Below are 17,173 nucleotides of genomic sequence, written 5' to 3'. Positions count from 1 at the left end.
ACCTTTGGTGGTTAATCCGGCTCATGCGGCATATCTCTGTTTGCTAAAGTAGATTTCTTCAGATGGGAGACCGTTGAGTCCCTGATAATTACGCTCCTCATTATAAAACATCATGTAGTGCACGATTTCAAGCTCTACTTCGCGGGGTGTGCTGTTAGATTTTAGTAAATCTCCTCATATTTCAGACTTCGCCATAATTGCTCAATAAAAAAATTGTCGACCGAGCACTTTAGCCAAAAATCATTTGTTTGATTAGAAAGTGGTAAGCTCGTCAAGGGATTACATAAAATATTCCTCCATGCGGTTAAGCTAATGATCGTTAGCCTAATGATCGTTAGCTTAACTTCCCAAGCTCCCTCACAACTATTAAGAAATCCTCACCATTTTGTGTCATTTTATTTGGGCTGACACAAATCTGTCCACCGACGTTTCAGATCTTCCTAAACCCTACTAAATTTGACTGCCAAACTTCATGTTGACCAAAACACTGAGAGGAGGTCATCATGAGAAAGTTATCTTCTGGAAAATGCAGTGGCATCAAAAGGCCATTTAAGCTTGAAGAGATCTGGCGGATCAGAACTAGGCTGGAGATTGAAAATGATCTGATGCAGCTCGCATTACTGAACCTAGCTATAGATAGCAAGTTAAGAGCGAGTGATTTACTAAAGCTACACGTTTACGATGTTTCTTCGCAAGGGGTTATCTATGAAAGGGTTCAGTGCATCCAGCAAAAAACTGGCACCGATGTCCACTATGAGATTACTCCCAGAACACAGCAAAGTATTAGCCGATGGATTTTTGCAGCATCCCTAGAGGCAAGCAGCTTTCTATTCCCGAGTAGCCGACGCTTTGGGCAACCTATCAGCTACTCATTCTATCGTTCAATTATCAGGAACTGGGCTGTAAAACTGGGATTGAATGCTGACTATTACGGCACTCATTCCATGCGCCGAACCAAAGCCACGTTGATATATGCCAGAACGAAAAACATCAGGGCCGTACAGATTTTACTTGGACATTCGAAGCTAGATAACACAATTCGATACCTTGGAGTTGAGCTAGAAGACGCTCTGAGGTTGTCTGAAAAAACAGACTGCTGACATGCCGTCGCGACTAAAGGCTTTTCTTCTGAAAAGCCTTTGCCCCTAAACGTGTTTAGTGGATAAACTATCAATAGATTGATTTGTGCGTAAGCTTGTTTCACCAGTTTTTAGTTCCAGATACGACAAAGCTACAGGCAATGCCTATGGCTTTGTAGACAGCTACAGGAGGTTGTCATTCAAATCGAAAAGGGAACACATTCTGTGTGCAGCGTCGGGTGTTTATCACCAAAGTATATAGGAGGAAAAGCACCTAGACTTATCGTATGTCCTCGGTGGTCTGCTTTGAAACTAAGCCAAGTTCAATCCGATACAATTACTTCTGGCCAGACAGTAAATAGTAACTCCAAGAAAAAGCAGGGATACCCGAGGCTCACAAAGTTAGTTTAAAGTTAAGAACCGTATGTGGAAAGCTTACTTCTCCCCCAAAGTGTGCAAGGGCAAGTTGATACTTGAATTTAAACTCCATAATTTGGCCTACTTTTTCTTCATGTCTAGAGCTTTATCTTTATAATGCTGCCAAATTTGCTACCCCACTCTATTAACAACGTTTATTTTCAGGGTCGCAGTTATAGCCATTCTTTTTTAGGTATGTGCTCGCATGAACAGCAGCAATGTACATTTTCGCTAGGTCATCGACAAGACATAGCCCAGCACGTCTCCACCGCATTTGCTTTTCTTCGCTTTCAGACCCAATGAGATCATATAATGGACCGTCATAAAGATTTTGAATACTTAGCTGGGCTTGTTTTTGGTTAATTAGAAAAGCAGAAATGAGTCTCACTTCCTGTTCATTGAGTGACCAGACGATCATGTCATGCTCTAAGCTTTTTGGCGTGATTCCCGCGCTTTGAACGATAGGATAGCTTCCAGGACTTGCACTGACAAAGCCCTCATGCATACCTAGTAAAAGCTGAGGTATAGCTACATCTGCACGATGTAGCCTCTTTGCCCAGTCTTGAGTATCCAGATCTGCTGTGCCCTTTTTGGCTTCCGACCAATCAACTTGATCACCATACGTTGCTAAAGCGTCTCGGATAACAGCTTCAAAGTAGAGGAGAAATGACTTCCTCTTTCTCCGTTCGGTATAAATGTGTTTGATTATAGGTGTTATAACCGCCGTTCCCAAAACGACTATTACGGCTGCTATTATTCGCCCATCTAGAACTATTCCTAGCGAAGAGGGTGCAGTACCCGAAAGCTCTTCTGCTAATAAAAGAGGGGAGAAGACAAAGCTTCCCCCTATATTTAATAGTAGTTTCATGTTCGTCAGAACATTCTTGGTCCTTCCATATACAACTTCCTTCTCTTTGGTATGTAATTCCTTTCTTTTTGCCGACTTACACTTTAGTGCGAACACGCCTACAAGCTCTTTTCTATCATTGTAGTTCATCCAGTGTTACCTGTATTTTATACGTATATTAAATTCACAAGTGCTCATTTATTAACCTACAAGATAATCCGCTTGTTTGACAGAAATATGCGTCACTCAAAAAGAATTTTGTTAAAAACTGAGAAGTGAGCCAATCTTGAGTTTATTGCAGAGAGCAAAGGTGGATTGGTAGTGTTCTATCATAGGAGCCAATAAATGGAGTGCTCTGAACTAGCAGTTTGCATACTGCGTTAAGCGGTCGACATCAATAATACTGGACAATCATCTAAATTTGACTGCCATACTTGAGCTAATTTAAGCCTTTCTAATTTAGCAAAACCGTAACTTATTTATGTCCAGAAACGTGTTTCAGCGGATGGTCAAGAAAAATCATAAATGCCTAGCCAGTAGTGAGCTGTGCGAGCGTCAGGAGTGGCTTTATTATTTTACTTTACCATCATTCCCATAAATACCCTTTTGGCAGGGTGATGGTCTTCACGTAGTGAGACCATCGCCTTGCTAAGCCTTCAGGGATAAAAAAGCGTACACACCATTATACATAGTATGTACGCTTTATAGACCCAAAAGAAGCATTGCCAGTAAAGGGTTGTCACTCACTCACACGCAAATAGACATATTTTTTACTGTATACTCCCATGTGGAGGTCTTTTTAATTCAATATCACTAAAAAGTGATTAGAAGTTCGCAGAGCGAGGAGTACGTGGGAATGGGATCACGTCACGAACGTTGCCCATACCAGTTACGTAAGATACTAGGCGCTCGAAGCCTAGACCGAAGCCTGCGTGTGGCACTGTACCGTATTTACGTAGGTCGCGGTACCAGCTCATATGTTCAGGATCGATACCCACTTCACGCATACGTGCATCTAGAATGTCTAGGCGCTCTTCACGCTGAGAACCACCGATGATTTCGCCGATGCCCGGTGCTAGAACGTCCATCGCTGCAACTGTTTTACCGTCATCGTTAGCACGCATGTAGAATGCTTTGATGTCTTTCGGGTAGTTCTTAACGATTACAGGTGCTTTGAAGTGTTCTTCAGCAAGGAAACGCTCGTGCTCAGAAGACATATCGATACCCCATTCAACTGGGAATTCGAACTCACGACCTGAATCAAGAAGGATCTGGATTGCGTCAGTGTAGTCAACCTGCGCGAAGTCAGAAGAAACGAACTGCTCTAGACGAGTGATTGCTTCTTTGTCGATGCGTTGAGCGAAGAACTCAAGGTCATCGCGACACTCTGCAAGCACTGCTTTAAACACGTACTTGAGCATGTCTTCAGCCAGTTTCGCTACATCATCCAGTTCTGCGAACGCAACTTCAGGCTCAACCATCCAGAACTCTGCTAGGTGGCGGCTTGTATTTGAGTTTTCAGCACGGAAAGTAGGGCCGAAAGTGTAAACTTTGCTTAGCGCACAAGCGTAAGCTTCTGCGTTTAGCTGACCAGATACGGTTAGGAACGTCTCTTTACCGAAGAAGTCTTCGTTGTAGTCCACTTTACCAGCGTCAGTGCGAGGAAGGTTTTCCATGTCTAGCGTAGATACACGGAACATTTCACCAGCGCCTTCAGCATCTGAAGCCGTGATCAACGGCGCAGATACCCAGAAGTAACCTTGCTCGTGGTAGAAGCGATGGATTGCTTGAGATAGGCAGTTACGTACACGTGCTACTGCACCGATTACGTTTGTGCGCGGACGTAGGTGCGCAACTTCACGTAGGTACTCGATTGAGTGACGAGTTTTTGCCATTGGGTAAGTTTCAGCATCTTCAACCCAACCAACCACTTTAACGTCAGTGGCAGCAAGTTCGAAGTCTTGACCCTTTGCAGGAGATTCAACAATCTTACCAGTTACTTCAACAGAGCAGCCAGTCGTTAGCTTTAATACTTCGTCTTCGTAATTATTAAGATTATTTGGGACCACGGCCTGAATCGGGTCGAAACAAGAGCCGTCATATATGGCAAGGAAAGAGATTCCAGCTTTGGAATCACGACGTGAACGGATCCAGCCACGAACAGTCACTTCGCTGTCTACTGCTAGCTGACCTTTCAATACGTCTGATACAGGCGCGTAAGTCATGTTTTCAATATTCTCCATTGAGGTAAAAATTCAACTCAACGCTTACTTAAAGTACTTGTCTAATAACATTTTTGTTCAAAAAACAAGCTAAGCGCTGAGTTGGGTAGCATTTTACAGATTCAACGAGACATATTACCTGTCAATTCGCTCGCATCAACCTTTATATTCGTTTTGATGGGGAGAATCTCTCTATTTATTCACTCTTTGGTGCTCTGAAAGTGTGAATTGGTTTAGTAATTGCTCTAAACGTTCGGATAGATGCTCTAAATCAACACTAATATCACGCGTGTGTGATGCTGATTGCGATGTGTCGTTAGCATGCAGTGTGATCACATCTATTTTAGATTGAATATGCTGACTTACATCAGATGTGGTTTGCGTCTGGTTTTGGATATCTTCTGCATGTCTGAGCACTTGGCGCATTTCGTCAACAACGTTATGCATTGTGGCTGATAGTGCCTCGACATCGACAGAGCGTTGATGAGCAAACTGGCAGACGGTATCAACAGAAGTTAATGACTCTTCACTTCCTTGCTGGAATTGAGAAATGATATGTTCAATATTACCAGTGGCCTCAGCCGTCCTAGAAGCCAGGTTACGCACTTCTTCCGCGACGACCGCAAAACCGCGTCCTTGCTCTCCGGCTCGGGCGGCTTCAATAGCAGCATTCAACGCGAGCAGATTGGTTTGTTCTGCAATACCTTTAATAACCACAAGAATGGACGACACTTCTTCGGTTCTTTGGTTTAGAGAGCTGATTTTTTCCCGTACAGTATCAATGTTACTCACTAGTTGTTTGATGTCTTCACTTACATTGTGTGCTTGGCTTGCACTATGAGTGGCGACATCAACGGTGTGATTGACCAAAACAGTAGCGTTGTTAGTCGAGTCCTCAACCGCAGTTTGTTGCTGCAACATATCGGTGATATTACTTTGTACTTCGTTGGTCTCTAGCTGTTGGTTATTGGCCGCTTTATCTGTGGACTGCGCGACAGCAGTTAGTTTACTCGCGGAGTCGGCAAGTGAGTGAGAGGTGTCTTGCACACGTTCTAAGCTTTCGGAGACCGTATCCATGAATGAATTGATTGCAGTAGAAAGTTGGCCCACTTCATCCTGTTGGTGATGCATAAGTCGTTGAGATAGATCTTTGCTATGGCTCACATTCGACATGAATTTCGACGTTCTTTGAATTGGTCGTACAATGATTTTCTGAATCAAACTCATCGTTATGATGAAGCCCACAAATGCGATTACGGCCATTATTCCCATCGCAAACATTGCCTGTTTACTGATCATTGAATTGACATGATTCATGTTGTATTCCAAGCGAATCGCGCCCAACACTTCTCCTGCTGGTGCAACGTGGCAAGAAACGCAGTTGGTGCCACGGTAATTTTCGCTCGATTTCATTGGTAGTGCGACTACTAACCCTTTGCCCCAATCGGCTGAGATTGGTTCAATCACCAGTTCACCATTCAACGCTCGTTGATCAATATCATCGACAGGCTGCTGGTTTTGTTGCCCAGGTCCGTAAAGTTTGGTCACAGTATCAGCTCGCAGCACGCGAACTGCTTCAATGCCTTCTTGGGCCAGGGCCTTTTGACGTAAGGTTTCTTTTTGCGACATGGTGCCTGTAAGCATCATCATATTTAGGCTATCGAAATAATTACTAGCCTTATCATGGAGTTGTTCACTAAGAACATCATTGATTAAGGTTTTTTGTTGATGGTATTGGTAAGCCGTAGAGGCAGCTAGAACGCAGCTGAAGACAGCAATTAACGCCAGTAAGAGCTTAAAAGTGATAGTTGAGCGCATAAATTTATAAGTGTAATTGGAACGAACTGCACAATATTAATGTGCACAAATGCGCACTGCGAACAACGAAATGAATGATTGTGACCCCACACATGTTGGGGATATGTAATTGTGATGTGAGTGCTGTGTAATCAAATGTTTGGCGCGTGACAAAAATACGACGCCGAGACAAAAGTTTTGATTACTTGCGCTGAGAGCCCTCCACGTTTTGTTGCGTTTGTATTTAGTAAAGTTGAACCAAAACATACGTCATTTTTGAGAGCAGCACATGTAATCACGCGTAATTTTGGCATAAACCGTTGCTCGCATCTACACTGAAAATTGATAGAAGTGAAGTACTTGTAGTTAGTGGCTCACATCTTTCTGAAGGGGAGGATAGCGTGAAGACTTCAGAATATAAGATACTCGTAGTTGACGATCAACCAGTGGTCAGGAAAACATTAACGATCTGTTTGAATAACTTAGGTATAAAGAAAGTTTTAGAAGCTGAAAATGGCAAGAAAGCAAAGGAGCTTGTGGCGTTTGACGAATTCGACGTAATTTTTTGTGACTTGAATATGCCAGTAGAGGATGGCTTCGAGGTGCTGATGTTTTTAGGTACCATGAAGTTTCCAGGTGCTGTCATAATCATTAGTAGTGAAGAACAAGAAATCTTAGCATCTACATCTAACTTAGCGCGCTTTTATGACTTGAACATTATAGGGTGTGTAGAAAAACCTATAACGTTTAAAGTGGTTCAAAATATCATAGAGGGAATTGAAGCGTTACCCACTCTTAAACGTACAGAAACACAACTTTTCGAACTGCCTGAAGATGAACTAGTTAAATACCTAGAAGCACAGAAAATTGAGGCTTACTTTCAACCTCAAGTAGATCTGGCGTCAAGAAAGATGAAAGGTGTAGAAATTTTAGCACGAATTAGTGATGACCAAGGTTCATTGATCCCACCGGATAGTTTTATTCCCACAGCAGAAAGGTCTCCTTCTATCATACTTGATCTTACGAAGAATGTTATTGATAAGGCCTTGAAAGAAATATCAGAAAACTATGACTCTTTTTGTGATCTAACATATGCGTTTAATATATCAGGGAAAGTTTTAGAAAATAATGACTTTCCCAATTGGCTCTGTAGAACGGTTGATAAGTATGGTATTCCACATGAAAACATTATTTGTGAGTTAACTGAAACAGCAATAAGCTCCAGCCCGACTATTGTCGATACTCAAATGCTCAGGTTGAGAATTATGAAATTTAAGTTATCTATCGATGACTTTGGTACTGGGTACTCATCAATAGCTAAGTTACATACGATCCCATTTAATGAAATAAAAATAGATAAAGAGTTTGTTTTTAACTGTCTCACTAACATTAAATCTGCTGCGATTGTTGAGCAAAGTATAGCAATGGGAAAAGCGCTAGGAATGTCAGTTGTTGCAGAAGGTATTGAAAGCATTGAGGTGGAGGAGTTTCTAATTAGTAAGGGTTGTGAAATAGGACAGGGATATTTTTATTACAGACCAACTAAGTCTAGTGAAATAATAAATGTAATTAATGAATTTAACTTTAATAGTGAGAGTCGTTAATGAAGTTTTCTATTAAGTTACCTTTATTATTTTTTATATTAAGTTTGGTTATGCTAAGTGCGGTTACATTTGTTTCATGGAAAGGTAAAGATATTCTTCAGGATACCACTTTAACAAATATAGAAAGGGAAGCCACTTTATTAATTAGACTAATAGAGAGAAATTTATTTGAACGATATCACGATGTACAGGCTTTTAAACTTTCTTTAGGTCAATTTGAAGTGAATTATTTAGACAAAAACGCTCTCAGTCCTAAAGTTATAGATAACCTGAATGATTTTGTAAGAAATTATAAGGTGTATAGACGAGTAATAATATTTGATTCTAATGGAAATGTTTTAGCTAGCAACTCTGAAAATCCTTTTGGAAAGGAACTCATAGATCTTGATATAAGCCCTAGTAAAATACGTGATAGCATCTGGTTTCAAGAGGCTATGAATGGTCTTACGCTTGAGCCAGAGCAACCAGAAAGCAGTTATGTAACGGGTCCGAATCGATATTTGATTGATAATAACTCTAACTCTTTCGATATGCTTTTTGCATCAGTTATTCGCAACGCTAATGGTCAAAGTATAGGACTTTGGGTAAATGTCGTCGATTTTAGCGCGGTCGAAAAGATAGTTGAGGAAACATATGAGCTACTTTCAAGCCGAGGGCTGCAAAGTGCAGAGCTAACCATCCTTGATGATCAAGGAAGAATTATCGTGGACTATGATCCTGTTGGACAGAGTAAGTCAAGATATACACGAGATTTTAGTGTCTTAAGTCGTTTGAATCTAGCAAATAATGGTGTCGAGGGAGCAAGACTGGCGGTCGCAGGGCTCAGTGGGTCTAATATTTCAAGACATTTTCGAAAACAAGTGCAACAAGTTACAGGTTACGCACATACCAGTGGTGCTTATGATTATCCTGGTCTGGGTTGGTCTGCAATGATTCGTGTTGGTGTTGATGAAGCATTTTACGAGTCTGACTCCCTTTTTAAAAATACATTGCTTCTTTCAATACTAATTTTGGGTTTGATTTTACTAGTATCATTCTATTTGGGCAAACAGATTGCTCGTCCGCTAAGTGCCTTAGCGCTGAGTATTAAGCGATTAGCAAGTGGAGAGAAGAATATAGAGCTTCCTGCTATTTACGGTAAAAATGAACTAGCGGTTATGGTAGCAGAGCTTAATAATTTAAAAGAAATTGTTATCGAAAGAGAAAGGCTGACGAAAGAAACGGATGAACAAAAGTTTTTGTTAGATATTCAGAGTAAAGCAATAGACTCTACAGCATCAGGAATAATTGTTACTGATATTAATCGGGAAGATTATCCAATTATTTTTGCAAATAGAGCTTTTGAAATTCTTACAGGTTATTCTAAAGAGGAAGTTCTTGGTAGAAACTGTCGATTTTTACAAGGTGACGATAAAGAACAAGATGGTTTGGAGGCGATACGTGAGGCTCTAAAAAACAACTCATCTATATCTGTTATTTTGCGGAACTACCGTAAAGATGGAACATTATTCTACAATAATTTAAGAATTGACCCAGTTTTTGATGATGAAAATAAAATCACACATTTCATTGGTATCATTACTGATATAACAGAGATAAAAAGACGTGAAGAAGAGACAAAGATTAAGCTGGAAAGAGAAATACAAACTAGAACAAAAGAAGCTAGAGAGTCTGAGACTCGATTAAGAACGGTATTTGATACCGCTTTAGATGGCACCGTTGTTATCGACAAAAATGGAATTGTATTAGATATTAATCGATCAACTGAACTTATATTTGGACGTGTTAGAGAAGAACTAATCGGAGAGAATGTTTCTATACTTATGCCATCCAGTTATGCTCATGAACATGATGAATATATTCGTAAGTTTTTGTTTACTGGTGATAAGAAGTTAATTGGAACTCCAAGAAAAGTTAAAGGTTTGCATAAGTCAGGACGTGTTTTTCCAATAGAGATATCTGTAGGAGAAACTAAGGTTGATGACTCTCAAGTGTTTGTTGGGATTATAAAAGATATAACTAGTCAAGAGGATACAAAGCAACGAGAATTAATGCTTCAAAACGAACTACGTGAACGAGAAGTTATCTACAGAGCCGCTTTTAGCCAAGCCGCTGTAGGAATTTGTCGTGTTAGTTTAGAGGGAAGTTTCATCGAAGTTAACGATAAAATGTGTGACATATTTGGCTACAGTGAAAAGCAATTACTTTGTATGTCAGTAGAAGAGGTTACTCATCTCGACGACCTCAACAAAAGTCGAGCAATGATGTCTTTATTAATTGAAGGTAAAAAGCGTAGTTTTTCAATAGACAAGCGATATCTTAGTAAAGAAAAAGGAATATTTTGGGCTACGGTTTCTGTATCGGCTGTTTTAGACGATGATAATCAACCTAAATATTTTATATCAGTAATAGAAGATATATCTAATCGGAAGAAAATTGAGAAAGAGCTTCGATCGGCGAAAAGATCTAGAGATGAGTTATTAAGGGGTATGCGCTTAGCTTCGGATGCAGGAGGAATTAGCAATTGGGTGCTGAACACGGAATCAGGAGTTTTTAAGTGGGACGATAAGATGTATGAGCTTTATGGCGTCCAAAAAGGCACTAAGCTTTCAGTAAAAGATTGGGAAGGAGCAATACATCCAGACGATTACGAACAAGCAACAAATGCCTTTACTAAATCTCTAGAAACCAAGGAAGTATTCAACGCTGAGTTTAGAATAATTAATCAAGATACAGATCAAATTCGGTGGATAAAAGCGGCTGGAGATGTTGTCTTCGACAAAGAATCTGGTGATGAGATGGTTTTTGGAGTTAACGTGGATATCACTGATGAGAAGGATGCTCAAGCTGCTTTAGAGCGTGAAACCTTATCGGCAAAACAGGCTAATGCTGCGAAGTCTCGTTTTCTCGCTACCATGAGTCATGAAATACGTACGCCTATGAATGGTGTAATCGGTATGGTTGATTTACTTAAAGAAACAAATCTGAGTACAGATCAGCACAGTATGGTTCGTACAATACGTGATTCATCGTTTTCTTTGCTAGAGATAATAAACGACATATTAGACTTTTCAAAAATAGAGTCAGGAAAAATCGAGCTTGACCTTACCACTGTAAATATTCTCAGTTTAATTGAAAAAACCCTAGATGCCTTATGGGTTAATGCTCATCAGAAAGGTATCAGTTTGTATCTTTATTTCGAAAATACAATTCCTCAAGAACTACTGCTAGACACCGTTAGAATTCGTCAAGTCCTTCTAAATTTGTTAGGTAACGCTATCAAATTTACAAGTAGCGAAGAGAAAAAAGGAGTTATCAAATTATGTGTAAGTTATCAAAACAATAGTTTAAGAATCTCAGTTGACGATAACGGAGTAGGAATGAGCCCAGAGCAAGTGTCTCGACTCTTCACTCCTTTCGTTCAAGCGGACAGCTCAACTACACGAAAATTTGGAGGTACAGGTTTAGGGCTTAGTATTAGCAGATCCTTTGTTGAGCTTATGGGAGGACAAATAGAAGTTTCAAGCAAGCTTGGTTACGGAAGCTGTTTTTCATTCTCCATTCCCGCAGAGCCTAATGAATCGTCGCCAGCACTCTACAGTTATGAACTATCGAGTTTTAAAGTTGTATTAAAAATCGATGATGAAAACTTATCTCATATTGTCAGAAAAATGCTTTTGGACCTCAAGGTGGCAGATATTTTTGATGAGATTGAAAAATTAACGAATCAGAGTGAGTCGAGCATTATTTATATTGGTGACCAAGCAAACCAATTAGATGAAAATAGTAAATGCCGTGTTTTAGAAGTCATAGATAATCCAACAGCAATTAAAGGTTATATTAAACCTAATAAGTATGTGATTGGTACACATCCTTTCAAACCCAGTGATTTTATTACGGCCCTTGCGGTGTTATCTGGAAAAGAAAGCCCTGACTTTGATTGGTCTGAGTGCCTTTATGGTAAAGATAATTGTCAGTTTGATTCGAATGATAAGGATAAAAGTGGCATCACTATACTTTGTGCTGAAGATCAACCGACTAACCAGTTAGTTCTATCTCAACAGCTGGACCATCTTGGTTTCAGTTATGATATGGCTTCTGATGGAAAAGAGGCTTTTGAACGATGGTCAGAGGGAGATTATGACTTAGTATTAACAGATTGTCATATGCCAAGGATGGATGGATTTGAGTTGACATCAGAAATAAGGCGAGTAGAGGAAATGAGGGGCGAGGGGAGAACACTAATTATCGCCCTTACCGCTAATGCAATGTTAGGTGAGGCTGAGCATTGTTTAGAAGCCGGTATGGATGACTACATAACTAAACCTGTGGAGTTAAAAACGTTGAATAGAGTGCTGTCGTTACGCTTAAGGGGAAAAACATTAAGAAACAAGAGTGATACAAAGCTGATTGAAACATCGCATATGAATTCAATTGAGAAGGCTAATTTCTCTAAATTGATCGATTATGATCATCTATCCGCCGTTATCGGGTCTGACAATGTGGAGATGCAGAAAGCAGTGCTCTCAATGTTTTGGGATAATATTGTTCGAGACATAGAGAAGCTAGAAGTTGCCATTAAAGAGGCTAACCTTGAACTAGTGAGAAACCTTGCTCATGGAGCTAAGGGCGCGGCTACATCAAGTGGGGTATTGTCATTAGGGGTTTTATTCAAAAGGTTAGAAGAAAACTACGTCAATGCTACGAAAGTTGACTCTCTTATGAGAGAGATAAAGCAGCTCATTAAACAAGTTGAGAGCCAGTTAATGCAAGAGAATATAATTTAGCGTTCCTTTAGGAGATATGGATGTTTAACTCAAATACGATAGATCAAGCTCCTTTCGACTCCTTCGAAGAAGCTAGTCGCTTTACACTGAAGTATCTTCATAAAAAGTATGGATTTGGCGCCTGGATGTTAACAAGAAAAAATGAAGAAGATTGGATCATTTTGCAGGTAGAAAGCGACAAGTACAATATTAAGGAGCTATCGACGTTGGTTTGGAGCGATTCGATTTGTAGCCGAATGGTACAAGGTAACGGGCCTAGGTGGGCTCCTTCTGTGCAAGCTATTGAAAATTACAAATGTGCACCTATAAACCAACAGCTAAGTATTTGCTCTTATGTTGGAATCCCTATCTGTTACCCTGATGGGGAGTTGTTTGGAACATTGTGTGCTATAGATACTGCAGTTCATAAATCTATTCCATCTGATGGGCAAGCCACGGTAGAGCTTATTTCAAAGCTTTTGTCTAGCATGCTGTGTATGGAAATAGAGAGAAATACCGCGGCGAGTAGACAAATGTATCACCTCCCAAGTCAGTTTAAGGACGCTGAGACTGGTTTTTTTAATAGATTAGGTTGGTCTATATTTTTAGAAAAAGAGCAGAGCGATGTCAGAACCGTTGGTGTTCCATTATATATAATTGCTATTGATGCACTGGGTATATTTGATGAGAGTGGAGATTCTTATAAGAGTAATTTATACAATTTATGTGAAATTTTAAAAAATTTTCAAAGAGGTGATAATTATATAGCCAGACTAAATGATAGCATCTTTACCATATTAGTACATGATATAAACACTATAGATTTTAATAATCTATACCATGAGTTGTACAAAAATATATCTAATTTAGATCTTCAGGTTAAAATCGGATGTAAGAAACATTTATATAATAAAAACTTAGACGATACAGTTATTGAAGCTATAAAAGACGCTCAATAAGAATAGAGATGTTATAATTTTCATTAATTAATATCTCGACAGCATGTTTCATATAATTTTCTTTTTAATTTATATTTTTTTGATAGCTTCTGGTTTGTCGGCGTTCTTTACGAACTAGGACTAATTTATTAACACTAATCAACTCGCGTGATCGACTGGGTGTATTTGTTAGCCGTTGGTAACCTACGATAATTTTAAGCTGAAGTTGTCTGATTGCATATAGAAAAACTCGTATGGGTACTTTTGAATACAATGAGACGTTCTACAGTGTTCAATGTAAGCACGATGCCAATAGCCAGTTATCGTCCTTGAGTATGACTGGTGATATGAAGAAAGAATAACTAGTATCTACTAAATGGGTTGCATTGAGAGTTCTTTTTGTCATGAACTTACTTTTAGAAAGCTTGCACGTTGGTTCTGTGCTAAGGATAATAACCTTGTCGTTATTTATCGCTCTCTGCTCCATCATTAGGATTTTTTGTACATCGAGGAGTATGAGAAATACAGCGTGTATGTGAGTGTTTCTATCGAGACGTATTAATACTCAAATCGCGGTGTGAAAAGTCATTTAAAACAGAGGTTTACTAAGTTGTCATCTTATACATCTGAAATATACAAAGAGTTTATGTTCGAAGCAGCACACCATTTGCCACACGTACCAGAAGGTCACAAGTGTGGTCGTTTGCACGGACACTCTTTCCTTGTTCGTCTTTATGTAGAAGGTGAAGTTGATCCACATACAGGTTGGGTAGTGGATTTTGCAGAGATCAAAGCTGCATTTAAACCGATTTACAATCGCTTAGACCATTACTACCTAAACGACATTGAAGGGTTAGAGAACCCGACTAGCGAAGTGTTAGCAAAATGGATTTGGCAGCAGCTTAAGCCAAGCTTACCACTGCTAAGTAAAGTAGAAATCAAAGAAACGTGCACAGCTGGTTGTATTTACAAAGGCGAATAAGTCACTTTCTATTGAGCATTAAACAAGGCAAGCGAGAAGCTTGCCTTTGTTGTATCTGAATGGCCCAATTTTGATTATGCTTCACCAGCTAGCTTAATGGATGTCGTAGAATCCATTCTTTTTCATTATCACCCAATGTTGTTTCCTCTGTATTAATGAATCCGCACGTATCAAAAAAACTGATAGCGTATTGCTGACTTTGTGGAACAGTGGCGCAAAGAGAGGTGCTTTTAGGGTTAATGGTATACGCATAAAGGAACAGTTTACGCAATGCCTCACTCCCTACCCCTTGACGTTGGAAACGTTGATCAATCATCAAGTATTTAAGCTCCAGTTCGTATCGTTTAGCAAACGGCGCATGTTGGGAGAAACCTTTATCGATAACAAGGTAGCCTACTAATAGATCATCAGAATAAATCGTAAAGAACGCCTCTGACTTACTACGTTTTTGATAAGCCATTTCAAACGGTGTAAAAAATCCTTTTTGCTCTTCTTGCACATCCAATTGCATCAAACTTGAAAAATCTTTCAGTTTGGTGGGTTTAATCGCAATCATCGCTCAATCACAAATTGGCGGCATACCGTTATGCCACCACGAGTTTTTATAGAGTATTAAATCTATTTTAAGTAACTAACCGAGTGAAGAAAAGCTAGCAATGAAGAGGGTAATAATAACCTTGGTGAATGTATGCGCCCAATGTTGTGAGTAAGTGAGCACTGTCTGCCGTTTCTACGCCTTCAACAATGACCGTGCAGCGATACGTATTGCCCATAGCAATTAACTGACGCAAGGTTTCTATCTTTTTATCATCAGTTTTTAGGCCAATAACAAATTCTCGGTCGATTTTGAGATAGTCCGGATTCAGCTTGCTGATAAGCGCCACATTATTATTGCCGGTGCCAAAGTCATCAATACTGATTTTACAATCCAGAGCTTTTAGTTTCGCGACATTGCCATAAATCTCAGAGGTATAGTACATCGATGCATTTTCTGTGATTTCGATTGTCAGCAAACGGCAATCCCGATTAGATAGCTCTCTATATAGGATTGAAAAGTTACGCCCTCGCAGCAAAGAAGGACAAACGTTAATGCTGATAGGGATGGGCAACGCTTTTTGTTTGGTGTAGATGGAATCAATCACCAGTAAGGTATGAGTTAGCAGCAATCCATTGCGGATCAGTGTTTCAATAAACCGTTGCGTATTTTTTACCTTAAACCGGGAGAGGGCTTCGTAGTGCACAATCTTTTGTGCCGAAGTGTTATAAATCGGTTCCAGTTTTATTTTGAATTGTCGAATTGCGCACAAGTAAGCCATAAAGGCTTGTAGGGAGCGGTGACGCAGTATAATGAGAAAAAGTAAGCTCAGTAGAATGATACTTTGAAACGGTCCAGAGATGTAATACACCTCTTTATAGCCACTATTCTTTACGTGATAATTGAAAAAGCGTTCATTGGTGTTACCAATCTCTAACGACGTTCCGGTATTCGTTGATAGCTTCATACCGGAAAGAAAAAAACGTGAAATATGATTTTCAACATTGTCGGATAAGTTAATGTTTTTAACACGAACCAAAACAGTTGCGTTATTTAAGTCAAATGATTGGGTCGTGTAATTGCTATTGTTACTCCACTCTTCAAACGCTTTTTTGCTGACAGGGACAACGGTTTCTGGAGTGACTAAGCATCGAATATTGAAACGATCTAGCATCATGCTCGATTCCACCAACTTCACATTATCAAATAGTGACTTCAGTTCGCTTTCATTAGCAAAGCAACTCCTGCGGGAAAGGTTCTCTGCAATTTCGAAGGCGTTATCCAGATAATTATGTTTAACGATGCTGTTTATCGCGTAGTAACAGATAGCAAAGAAAATGATCGCAGTGATCAACACAACCCACATTGCTTCTGAATAGATCTTTTTATTACGCAGGCAAATACGAAGCGCTTTGCGAAGACTATTGGTTGTGTATTGATTGATCTTCTGTTGATGTTCGATGCCATTCTGATGGTTGTTTTGCATAGTAAAAGGGATGAAGTATCCGGTCCGGTGAATGTTTTCGATAATGTTTTTGTTAGTGGTTAAATGTTCTTCCGTGAGCTTGCGAAATTTCTTTCTTAGAGCGGCCACCGCGTTTTTAAAGCCATTTTCAGGCAGTGTCATTTTGTATTGTTGAGTGATTTTGCTTTCTATTAACCGCTGACTAATCGGCGTATTTAAACTGCCGTATGTGGCGATAGTTGACAGAATGGCGTACTCATTTGGGTTGACAGGAATGGAGTGGTGGAGTGACTGATTGAGCTCTAGAGATATTTCGTTTTCGGACAAGCAAACGCAGATTTGGTTTCCAATTTCAAACCTAATCATGTGTTGATGTGCTCCAAGTTTAATTTTTGGCTACGTTATCAATAAAGCTAGGGAAGAGATGTGATTTTTTACTGAGATATCCATAATATTTGGATATATTCAACGTTTTAGGTTTTTTTTACTTGTCCTGATAACGCATTCTCCTGGGTTTTTGG

General features: G+C 39.6%; 10 protein-coding genes and 1 pseudogene. 5 read left to right on the top strand and 6 right to left on the bottom strand.

The features are described from left to right. Window positions 1-21: 21 nt before the first annotated feature. Window positions 22-221 (bottom strand): annotated as a pseudogene (locus R7M92_RS17475) (IS3 family transposase); the annotation flags it as partial. Between the two features lie 282 nt (window positions 222-503). Between R7M92_RS17475 and R7M92_RS17470 the strand changes: the two are divergent. Continuing rightward, window positions 504-1,100, top strand: a complete 597-nt coding sequence (locus tag R7M92_RS17470; RefSeq protein WP_070967984.1) for a tyrosine-type recombinase/integrase — start codon at window positions 504-506, stop codon at window positions 1,098-1,100. Between the two features lie 541 nt (window positions 1,101-1,641). Here the strand turns inward: R7M92_RS17470 and R7M92_RS17465 are convergent. The 3 genes from R7M92_RS17465 to R7M92_RS17455 all read right to left on the bottom strand — a co-directional run bounded on the left by R7M92_RS17465 (window position 1,642) and on the right by R7M92_RS17455 (window position 6,383). Further along, window positions 1,642-2,493, bottom strand: coding sequence for a hypothetical protein (locus R7M92_RS17465; protein ID WP_025541420.1), 852 nt, complete (start codon window positions 2,491-2,493; stop codon window positions 1,642-1,644). 674 nt (window positions 2,494-3,167) lie between these two features. Further along, window positions 3,168-4,568, bottom strand: coding sequence for an asparagine--tRNA ligase (gene asnS / locus R7M92_RS17460; RefSeq protein ID WP_017636101.1), 1,401 nt, complete (start codon window positions 4,566-4,568; stop codon window positions 3,168-3,170). Window positions 4,569-4,757: 189 nt separating this feature from the next. Further along, window positions 4,758-6,383 carry a methyl-accepting chemotaxis protein gene (locus R7M92_RS17455; RefSeq protein WP_213971100.1) on the bottom strand — a complete coding sequence of 542 codons (1,626 nt, stop codon included), beginning with the start codon at window positions 6,381-6,383 and terminating at the stop codon, window positions 4,758-4,760. A 380-nt stretch (window positions 6,384-6,763) separates the two neighbouring features. On the opposite strand from R7M92_RS17455, the gene R7M92_RS17450 reads away from it, so the two are divergent. The 4 genes from R7M92_RS17450 (at window position 6,764) to queD (ending at window position 14,652) form a co-directional block, all read left to right on the top strand. Continuing rightward, window positions 6,764-7,966, top strand: a complete 1,203-nt coding sequence (locus R7M92_RS17450; RefSeq protein WP_017820452.1) for an EAL domain-containing protein — start codon at window positions 6,764-6,766, stop codon at window positions 7,964-7,966. Then, entirely contained in the window at window positions 7,966-12,753 is a 4,788-nt protein-coding gene (locus tag R7M92_RS17445) for a PAS domain S-box protein (RefSeq protein ID WP_318133876.1), read from the top strand. The genes R7M92_RS17450 and R7M92_RS17445 overlap by 1 nt, the downstream gene beginning before the upstream one ends. A gap of 20 nt (window positions 12,754-12,773) precedes the next feature. Then, a complete protein-coding gene (locus tag R7M92_RS17440) occupies window positions 12,774-13,691 on the top strand; it encodes a hypothetical protein (RefSeq protein ID WP_318133874.1) in 918 nt (305 codons plus the stop codon). 589 nt (window positions 13,692-14,280) lie between these two features. After that, window positions 14,281-14,652, top strand: coding sequence for a 6-carboxytetrahydropterin synthase QueD (gene queD / locus R7M92_RS17435; protein WP_017820449.1), 372 nt, complete (start codon window positions 14,281-14,283; stop codon window positions 14,650-14,652). Between the two features lie 88 nt (window positions 14,653-14,740). On the opposite strand, the gene R7M92_RS17430 is transcribed toward queD, so the two are convergent. Both R7M92_RS17430 and R7M92_RS17425 read right to left on the bottom strand, forming a co-directional pair. Beyond that, window positions 14,741-15,208 carry a GNAT family N-acetyltransferase gene (locus R7M92_RS17430; RefSeq protein WP_262592407.1) on the bottom strand — a complete coding sequence of 156 codons (468 nt, stop codon included), beginning with the start codon at window positions 15,206-15,208 and terminating at the stop codon, window positions 14,741-14,743. 94 nt (window positions 15,209-15,302) lie between these two features. After that, window positions 15,303-17,018: an EAL domain-containing protein gene (locus R7M92_RS17425; RefSeq protein WP_054577702.1), complete on the bottom strand. Its 1,716-nt coding sequence runs from the start codon at window positions 17,016-17,018 to the stop codon at window positions 15,303-15,305. Window positions 17,019-17,173 lie beyond the last annotated feature (155 nt).

Source organism: Vibrio sp. Vb2880, assembly GCF_033337975.1.
Classification (GTDB): Bacteria; Pseudomonadota; Gammaproteobacteria; order Enterobacterales; family Vibrionaceae; genus Vibrio; species Vibrio alginolyticus.
Note: the sequence above shows the minus strand (reverse complement) of the source record. Positions and strands in the feature narration are given on the sequence as shown.

Excerpts from the sequence above, each read along its gene's own strand:
- R7M92_RS17445 (WP_318133876.1), top strand. The coding sequence starts at position 7,966 with ATGAAGTTTTCTATTAAGTTACCTTTATTATTTTTTATATTAAGTTTG.
- R7M92_RS17455 (WP_213971100.1), bottom strand. The coding sequence starts at position 6,383 with ATGCGCTCAACTATCACTTTTAAGCTCTTACTGGCGTTAATTGCTGTC.
- R7M92_RS17425 (WP_054577702.1), bottom strand. The coding sequence starts at position 17,018 with ATGATTAGGTTTGAAATTGGAAACCAAATCTGCGTTTGCTTGTCCGAA.
- R7M92_RS17430 (WP_262592407.1), bottom strand. The coding sequence starts at position 15,208 with ATGATTGCGATTAAACCCACCAAACTGAAAGATTTTTCAAGTTTGATG.
- asnS (WP_017636101.1), bottom strand. The coding sequence starts at position 4,568 with ATGACTTACGCGCCTGTATCAGACGTATTGAAAGGTCAGCTAGCAGTA.
- R7M92_RS17440 (WP_318133874.1), top strand. The coding sequence starts at position 12,774 with ATGTTTAACTCAAATACGATAGATCAAGCTCCTTTCGACTCCTTCGAA.
- R7M92_RS17470 (WP_070967984.1), top strand. The coding sequence starts at position 504 with ATGAGAAAGTTATCTTCTGGAAAATGCAGTGGCATCAAAAGGCCATTT.
- R7M92_RS17465 (WP_025541420.1), bottom strand. The coding sequence starts at position 2,493 with ATGAACTACAATGATAGAAAAGAGCTTGTAGGCGTGTTCGCACTAAAG.